The 8,700-nt window shown below is 66.7% G+C and carries 5 protein-coding genes; 1 reads left to right on the top strand and 4 read right to left on the bottom strand.

Annotated features, from left to right (window positions below; genetic code table 11):
- Positions 1-94 precede the first annotated feature (94 nt).
- The 4 genes from smc to Q352_RS0114930 form a co-directional block, all read right to left on the bottom strand.
- Complete coding sequence (smc, locus tag Q352_RS0114915) at positions 95-3,583, bottom strand: chromosome segregation protein SMC (RefSeq protein WP_028500034.1); 3,489 nt, start codon at positions 3,581-3,583, stop codon at positions 95-97.
- A gap of 118 nt (positions 3,584-3,701) precedes the next feature.
- On the bottom strand, positions 3,702-3,947 hold the full coding sequence (yedF, locus tag Q352_RS0114920; RefSeq protein WP_028500035.1) for a sulfurtransferase-like selenium metabolism protein YedF: 246 nt from the start codon (positions 3,945-3,947) through the stop codon (positions 3,702-3,704).
- Complete coding sequence (gene yedE / locus Q352_RS0114925; protein ID WP_276324999.1) at positions 3,944-5,266, bottom strand: selenium metabolism membrane protein YedE/FdhT; 1,323 nt, start codon at positions 5,264-5,266, stop codon at positions 3,944-3,946. The genes yedF and yedE overlap by 4 nt, the downstream gene beginning before the upstream one ends.
- A 92-nt stretch (positions 5,267-5,358) precedes the next feature.
- Positions 5,359-6,786 (bottom strand): aminotransferase-like domain-containing protein, encoded by a 1,428-nt coding sequence (locus Q352_RS0114930; RefSeq protein WP_028500037.1) that lies wholly within the window; start codon positions 6,784-6,786, stop codon positions 5,359-5,361.
- A gap of 370 nt (positions 6,787-7,156) precedes the next feature.
- Here Q352_RS0114930 and acs point away from each other — a divergent pair.
- A partial coding sequence (acs, locus tag Q352_RS0114935; RefSeq protein WP_028500038.1) for an acetate--CoA ligase occupies positions 7,157-8,700 on the top strand: 1,544 nt, incomplete at its 3' end.

Genomic DNA, 8,700 nt, shown 5'->3' on the forward strand with positions numbered 1-8,700 from the left:
CGGTTTCCGTTGCAAAAGCGATATTCCGACGATTATAGCGGCGGCACGCCACTTGACGACCCGCTACGGACAATTTAGCTGCAGACCGTCCTTGCTACATCGCTTCCCGCATGCGCAGCGCCTCGACGATATCGACCGCGACGATGCGCGAGACCCCCTGTTCCTGCATGGTCACGCCGACCAGCTGTTCGGCCATTTCCATGGTCAGCCGGTTATGGCTGATATAGAGAAACTGGGTTTTGTCGGCCATTTTCTTCACCAGCTCGCAGAAACGGCCGGTATTGGCGTCGTCCAGGGGCGCATCGACCTCGTCCAGCAGGCAGAACGGCGCCGGATTGAGCTGGAACAGCGAAAACACCAGACTCATCGCCGTCAGCGCCTTTTCGCCGCCGGACAGCAGGTGGATGGTGCTGTTCTTCTTGCCCGGCGGCTGGGCGATGATCTGGATGCCGGCATCGAGCAGATCCTCGCCGGTCAGGACCAGTCGCGCCTGGCCGCCACCGAACAGCAGCGGGAACAGTTCCATCATCGAGGCATTGACCGCCTCGAAGGTGCTGCGCAACTGTTCTCGGGTTTCGCCGTCGATGCGGGTGATCGCCTGCTCCAGCGTCGCCATGGCCGCAACCAGATCCTCGTGCTGCGCCAGCAGATAGGTTTCGCGCTCGCGTGCCCCGCTCAGTTCGTCCAGCGCGGCCAGGTTGACCGCGCCAAGCGCATTCAGCGCCTGGGCCAGCTTGCCGATATCCGCGGTCAGCGTCGCGGCCTTCCGGCCCTCGCTCAGCCGCGCCACCAGCGCATCTTCGTCAGCCTTGGCCTCGCGCAGTTCCTCGTCATAGCGCTCGAACGCCAGCTTGGCTTCCTGCGCTTTCAGCAGCATCTGGCTGATCGCGTCGCGTACCGGCGCCAGCCCGCTGTCGGCATCGTGCCGGGCGCGGGTCAGCTCGCGCAGTCGCTGCTCGGCCGCCTGCGATGTCTCGCGCGCGGCGGTGACGGCGTCCTGGGCCTGTTCGCGGGCATACAGCGCTTCATGCAGCCGGTCGGCCAGATCGTCGTCGTCGAAGGTTTCGCGTTCGATCGCCAGCGCTTCGAGTTTCTCGGCCAGGATATCCAGCCGTTCGTTCAGTTCGCCCCGGCGGCGTTCCAGCTCGCTGACCCGCTGCTGGCTGCTGGCCAGCGCAAAGCGGGTTTCCTGTCCCTGCCGCTCCAGTTCGCGCGCCTTGTCGCGCGCCAGCGCCAGACCGGTCTCGGCGTCCAGTCGCGCCACGCGTGCCTGTTCCAGCGCGGCGGCGACTTCGTCCAGCGACAGCTGGGCTTCCTCCGCACTCAACTGTGCTTCCTCGATCTGCAGACGTTCGCTGGCATCATCGTCGTCCAGCCGCTGCAACTCGTCGGCGATGGCCTGGGCACGTGCCTCGCCCTGATGTTTCTTCTGCTCGATGGCCGACAGGGTCAGGCGTGCGTCGGTGTCCGCCTGCTGGGCCGCGGCCTGCGCATCGCGGGCGGCGGCAATGGCGTCGCGGGTCGCGGCGCGCTCGCTGTCCAGCGTGGTCAGCCGCGCTTCCAGCGCCAGCAGCTGCGGCTGTTGCCGGTCGCGTTGCGCCAGCAGCGCGTCACGTTCGGCGCGGCGGGCCACGATCGAGGTTTCCCCGCGCTGGGCGTGATAGTGGATGCCATGGCGGCTGACGGCATGCCCGTCCACGGTATAGCAGCGACCGCCCGGCGGCAGGCTGTCGCGCAGGGCAAGGGCGGCGTCCAGCGAGTCGGCGGCGAAACACAGAGCCAGCGTATCGCCCAGCAGTGGCGCAAAGCGTGCATCGTCCAGCGTGATGTGGCGCAGCAACGGCGTCAGCGCTGACGGCGGCAGCGCCAGTGCGGCTGCCTCGCGTGCCAGCACCAGCGGCGCCGGCGGGGTGTCGCTCGGCAGCGTTGCGCTCAGGCGCGCCGTGGCGGTATGGGCGAGGGCGGCTTCCAGCGCGGTTTCCCAGCCGGCGTCGATGCGCAGCGCATCGAGCAGTTGCGGCGCGTCGGCCAGTTGCTGGCGGGCGAGCCAGTCGCCCATGCCGGCGCGGGCCTGTGCCGCATCGAGCAGCTTGGTCAGGGCGCCGGCCTCGGCGTCGAGCGCCGACAGCGCATCGCGCTGGCTTGCACGCTCGCGATCGACCGCCTGCCGTTCGCGGTCGAGCTCGGCCAGACGGTTTTCCTCGTGGTCGACGGCCTGGCGCGCGGTATCCAGCGCACTGGCGGACTGACGGGCGGCATCGGCGGCATCGGCCAGTTCGCCGGCGGCCGGCAGTGCCAGTTCGGCATGTTCGTCGCGCAGCCGGCCACGGCGTTCCTGCAACTGGGCCAGCGTGCGCTGGCCAGCGGCGGCGCGCTGCTCGGCCAGGTCGCGGCCCCGGGTCAGTTCGGCGACCTTGTTGGTCAGCGCGGCCAGCTGGCTGTCGCGGCTGCGGAACTGCTGCTCGGTATCCGGCAGGCTGCCGTCGCCGCCGTCCAGCGCCATCTGCGCTTCCTCGGCCGCGTACCGGGCTTCGTCACGGCGTTCGGTCCATTCGGCCAGTTCGGTCTCGATCTGGTGCGCCTGGCTGGCGAGTGCCGATTGTTCGGTGCGGGCGCTGGCGAATTCGCGCTCGACCCGCGCCCGGGTGTCCTGATGATGTCGTGCCTGTTCTTCCCGCCGCGCGACCTGCGCCGACAGATCGGCCAGGTGCTGCTGGCGGGTGCTGACTTCGTCGCCGGCCGCGAAATGCGCTTCGCGTGCCGCTTCGATCGCCGCGTCCAGCTCGGTGCCGCGTGACGACAGCATCGCCAGCTCGGTTTCCAGTCGCGCCAGTTCGGCACTGGCCTTCGCCTCGGCTTCCTGTGCATCGCGCTTGCGCGTCAGCGCCAGCAGGTTCTGCAGCTCGGCCAGTTCGTCGCGCATGCCCTGGTAGCGCTGCGCGACCTCGGCCTGTTCGGCCAGTTTTTCGACCTGACGGGTCAGTTCCTCGCGGATATCGTGCAGGCGGGCGAGGTTGTCACGGGTATCGGCCAGCCGCGATTCGGTTTCCTTGCGGCGCTCCTTATACTTGGATACGCCGGCGGCTTCTTCCAGATAGGCACGCAGTTCTTCCGGGCGGGCCTCGATAATGCGCGAGATCATGCCCTGTTCAATGACCGCATAGCCCTTGGTGCCGACGCCGGTGCCAAGAAACAGGTCGGCGATATCGCGCCGGCGCACCTGCTGGCCATTGATCCAGTAGCTCGATTCCCCCTGCCGGGTCAGTACGCGCTTGATGGCGATTTCAGTGTACTGGCCCCAGGTGCCGGATGCGCGGCCCTCGCCATTGTCGAATACCAGTTCGACCGAGGCCCGGCTGCCGGGCTTGCGCGTGCCGGAGCCGTTGAAGATCACGTCCTGCATCGACTCGCCACGCAGCTGCTTGGCCGAGGATTCACCCAGCACCCAGCGCACGGCGTCGATCACGTTCGATTTGCCGCAGCCGTTCGGGCCGCAGACGGCGACCAGCTGACCCGGCACCGGGATCGAGGTCGGGTCGACGAAGGATTTGAAGCCGGCGAGTTTGATATGGGTGAGGCGCACGTTGAACCCGGGGGGCGGTAGAGTCGATGCGCATTTTACGTGAAGCGGCAGCGGACAGGCCCGCGAGATGCGGGCCTGTCAGGAGGGGGCGTTTTTTACCTGCAGCCGGTCTTGCGCTTCAGGCTTTCGGTACGCGGATCAGATAACGGATGGTCGGGCCGTCCTGCTGGATGTCGAGCATCTCGTAGCCGTGGTTGCGGGCGTCGAGCGGGATGTTGTTGATCGACTGCGGGCAGTCGCTGATCACTTCCAGCACCTGGCCCGGCGCCAGCTGCGGCAGCGCTTCCAGCGTGGCGACGGCAGGATACGGGCACGGTTCACCGACCATGTCGAGGCGGAAATCGGGGGCGGGCAGCGTGCTCATGCGGACTCCTTGGCAAGACGGGGGGCAGCGGTCGACTGGCGGGCGAAGAAGCGTTTTTCCCACCACAGGATCAGGCCGAAGGCGACCGCAAGCAGCAGATAGGTGACAAACAGGCCGCCAATCGGGCCGAACTGCTGCAACAGATTGATTTTTTCGTAGTTGGTAGCGAGAGCCGGGGCCACATCGTCCCAGACGTAGGCGAGGGCGGTCGCGCCGATGATATTGCCGAGGCCGACCCACCAGTAGTGAACCTGGCCTTCGACCGCGCGGTACATCCAGCCGGTTTCGCAGCCGCCGGCCAGCACGATGCCGAAGCCGAACAGCAGACCGCCGATGACGGCATTCGGGCCGGCCCACAGGATCTTCGGCTCGGCGCCCATCTGCACATAGCTGAAGATGCCGATGGCGCTGACCGCCATGCCGAGGATGATGGCTTTGGCCATCTGCGTGCGGCCGGTGATCCACAGGTCGCGGAACGCCGAGGTGAAGCAGACTTGCGCGCGCTCGATGATCAGGCCGAAAGCCAGCCCGAACAGGGCGGCAAAACCGAGTTTCGGCGCATCGAAGGCCCGGGCGACGGCCCACAGCACAAAGGCGACGAACACCAGCATGCCGATGCGGAAGCGACGGGCGGCCACGGCCGGGTCGGCGGTCAGCGCGGTGGCGGCGGAGACTTTCTGCAATTTGACCGGGATGCGGAACATCGGCAGCAGCGTGAAGCGGGCGCCGAAGTACGAACCGGCGGCGGTGGCCAGCGCGAAGAACCACGCATGCAGCGAGAACTGCGGGATGCCGGTAAAGAAGGCCGCCAGATTGCAGCCCATCGCCAGCCGGGCGCCGAAGCCGGCGATGATGCCGCCGATCACGGCCTGGGCGATGCGGATGCGGTGCTGCGGCACGCGCAGCTTGACGTTGTTCGCCCACAGCGCGGCGGACAGGCAGCCGGCGAACATGCCGATGATCATCATCCCGTCGACGCGCGTCAGCGGCGTGCCGTCGAGGTGGATCACCTTGAAATAGCCCCAGGTCTCCGGATGGAAGCCGGCGAACTGCAGCAGATGGCCACCCCAGCGGGTGAATTCGCCGGTCACGGCCCAGAAGGTGCCGGTCAGGCCGAAGTAGTAGGTGGCCAGCACGCCAGCGGCGATGACGGCCGGTACCGGATTCCAGAACTTGATCAGGTATTGTTGTTTGAATGACTCCCAGGTCATGGGATGGGGCTCCGGGAAGGCACGCGACGAGCGCCGCGTGAGGGTTAGGCGCCGCGAGGGACGACAAGGGACAGGGGCGTCGCGAAAGACGCCCGATAGATACGGTATAGGCCAGCCCGCATGGAGGGGGCCGGCCGGCGCGGGGCAGGATTATCGCAAAATCCGGCCGGTTCCGCCCGCGCGTCCGTGCCGGGCGGGGCTCAGGCCTGCCGTTGCCGCCGTGCCAGTTCGCCGAGTCGTGCCAGCCGTGCCGCCTGTCCGGCATTCCATGGTGCGGCGCCGGACAGGCGCAGACAGTTGCGGAAACCGCCGCATGGCGAGAACAGCGGACCGGGGGCGAAGTCGATGCCTTCGGCAATGGCGGCATGGAACAGTTCCACGCTGTCGAACGGCTCCGGCAGCGCCAGCCACAGCACGAATCCGCCCTGTGGTTCGGAGATCCGGGTGCCGGCCGGGAAGTGCTCGCGGACGGCGGCGGTCAGCATCCGCATCTGGCTGACCAGCGCCCGGCGGAAGGCGCGCATGTGGCGCGCATAGCCGCCATTTTCCAGGAAGCGCGCCAGCACCACCTGCGACAGGCGCGAGGTCGAGTGCGTACCGATGTATTTCTGCAACTCGACGCTGGCGCGGAAGCGGCCGGCTTCGACCCAGCCGACGCGCAGGCCGGGGGCGACATTCTTGGTCAGTGACGCGCAGTACAGCACATTGCCGGCGGTATCGAACGCCTTGACCGGGCGCGGGCGGCGCGGACCGAAATGGAATTCGCCATAGATGTCGTCCTCGATCAGCGGAATGTCGCGCGCCGCCAGCAGCGACGCCAGCCTCGCCTTGGCCTCGTCCGGCATCAGGCTGCCCAGCGGGTTGGAAAAGTTGGGTACCAGCACGACCGCCTGCACGGCGCCGTTGCGGGTGGCCTGCTCCAGCGCGTCGAGTGAAATGCCGGTCTGCGGGTCGGTCGGAATCTCCAGCGCCTGCAGTCCCAGCGTCTCCAGACAGCGCAGCAGCGTGTAGTAGGCCGGCGACTCGATGGCGACCACATCGCCGGGGCGGGTCAGGGCACGCAGGCACAGGTTCAGGGCTTCCAGCGCACCATGGGTGACGACAATGTCGTCGACGGCGAAGCGTCCGCCCCATTCCATTGCCTGGCGGGCGATCTGGCGGCGCAGTTCGATCGCGCCGGCCGGGTGGCCATAGTCGGCCAGCAGCTCGGGCTGACGGCGCACGGTATCGCTCATCAGCCGGGAGATCGCCGCCAGCGGCAGGTGTGCCGCCGATGGCGTTGCGCTGCGAAAACCGCCCATGCCGCAGTCGGCTTCCTGGGTATGAACCTGCACGTATTGCCAGAGCAGCGGATCGACCGTCACCGGTACCGGTACCGGAAGAGCCGGCGGTGACGGGGGTGTCGGGCGGCGCGGGCGCACATAAAAGCCGGACTGGGGCCGGGCTTCGATCAGACCGCGGTCCTCCAGCAGGCGGAACGCCTGCTGGACGGTCGACAGGCTGACCTGACGACGGGCACGCAGCTCGCGCAGGGACGGCAGGCGGTCGCCATGACGCAGCGTACCGGCGGCGATCTGGCCGGCGATGTCGTCGGCCAGGCGCTGATAGAGGGGAAGCGGCGGGGTCATGCCGACATGCTAACGGCTGGGCGCGACTTGCACAGGGACAGTTGTCGCCCGACTGGACCGGTACAGCCGGTCGGGCCGGGAAATTGTATCGACTCAGCTTGCCGATATCAGTTCGATATAGCGATTTTTACGTGAATAACGGTTTTTCATATGCGAATTTACAACTTTCAATCGCTTTAAAATGCGTAAAAGCGTCACGCTCCAGTGCAAAACAGGGGATTTGGCGCAAAAGGCCAACAAACGGTTTCCACGGCTATGTTTCTGTTGTCAGCGCCGACATAGCATGGCTCGAAAATGCCTCCCGCCTGCCGGCCCTCCCGGCTGGAGCGGGGGCAGACAACGATCCCTCTACAAAGCGGAAGCCCCGACCATGTCCACTCTGACCCCCCTTGCGCTGGAGCGACGCTGTTTCGCTCCGGGCGACGCCTTTCGCCAGGCAGCCACCCTGTCCGGCATGGCAGCCTGCAACACCGTCTGCGAACGCGCGAACAACGATTACGAAGGCTTCTGGGCCGACCTGGCCCGCGAACTGCTGAGCTGGCACAAGCCGTTCACCCGCACCTTCGACGGCAGCAATGCCCCGTTCTTCAAATGGTTCGACGATGGCCTACTGAACGTCTCCTACAATTGCCTTGACCGTCACCTCGACCAGCATGGCGACAAAACCGCCATCATTTTCGAGTCCGATGACGGCCAGTCCACCCCGATCAGCTACCGCAGCCTGTATGAACAGGTGTGCCAGTTTGCCAACGGCCTGAAAAAGCTCGGCGTGGAAAAGGGTGACCGCGTGGTCATCTACATGCCGATGACGGTGCAGGCCGTCATTGCCATGCAGGCTTGCGCCCGCATCGGCGCCATTCACTCGGTGGTGTTCGGCGGCTTCTCCGCCGGCGCGCTGCGCGACCGCATCATCGATGCCGGCGCCAAAATCGTCATTACCGCCAACGAAGGCATGCGCGGCGGCAAGACCGTGCCGCTGAAGGCGACCGTTGACGAAGCGCTGGACGCCGGCGGTTGCGACAGCATCGAGAAGGTCATCGTGCAGAAGCGTACCGCCGGCAATACACCGATGGGTGCGCGCGACATCGGCTGGGACGAACTGACCGCCGGCCTGCCGCTCGACTGCGAACCGACCTGGGTCGAAGCCGACCACCCGCTGTTTATCCTGTACACCTCCGGTTCGACCGGCAAGCCGAAGGGCATCCAGCATTCGAGCGCCGGCTATCTGCTCGGCGCCGCCAACAGCTTCCGCTGGGCGTTCGACTACAAGCCGGACGACGTGTTCTGGTGCACGGCCGACGTCGGCTGGATCACCGGCCACACCTACATCTGCTACGGCCCGCTGGCGATGGGCGCGACCCAGGTCGTGTTCGAGGGCGTGCCGACCTACCCGGACGCCAGCCGCTTCTGGAGCATGATCGAACGCCACAAGGTCACCACCTTCTACACCGCCCCGACGGCGATCCGTTCGCTGATCAAGCTCGGCGCCGATCTGCCGAAGCAGTTCGACCTGTCCAGCCTGCGCCTGCTCGGCACGGTCGGCGAGCCGATCAACCCGGAAGCGTGGATGTGGTACTACGAAGTGGTTGGCGGCGGTCGTTGCCCGATCGTCGACACCTGGTGGCAGACCGAAACCGGCAGCGCGATGATCGCGCCGATGCCGGGCGCGGTGGCGACCAAGCCGGGCAGTTGCACCCTGCCGCTGCCGGGCATCATGGCCGATATCGTCGACGAATCCGGCGCGCCGGTCGAACCCGGCAATGGCGGCTTCCTGGTCATCAAGCGTCCGTTCCCGAGCCTGGTCCGCACCATCTGGAACGATGCCGACCGCTTCCGCAAGACCTACTTCCCGGACGAGTTCAACGGCCAGTACTACCTGGCCGGCGACTCGGCGCACCGCGACGAGGACGGCTA

The sequence above is a fragment of the Microvirgula aerodenitrificans DSM 15089 genome (genome assembly GCF_000620105.1).
In the GTDB taxonomy this organism is placed as follows: Bacteria; Pseudomonadota; Gammaproteobacteria; order Burkholderiales; family Aquaspirillaceae; genus Microvirgula; species Microvirgula aerodenitrificans.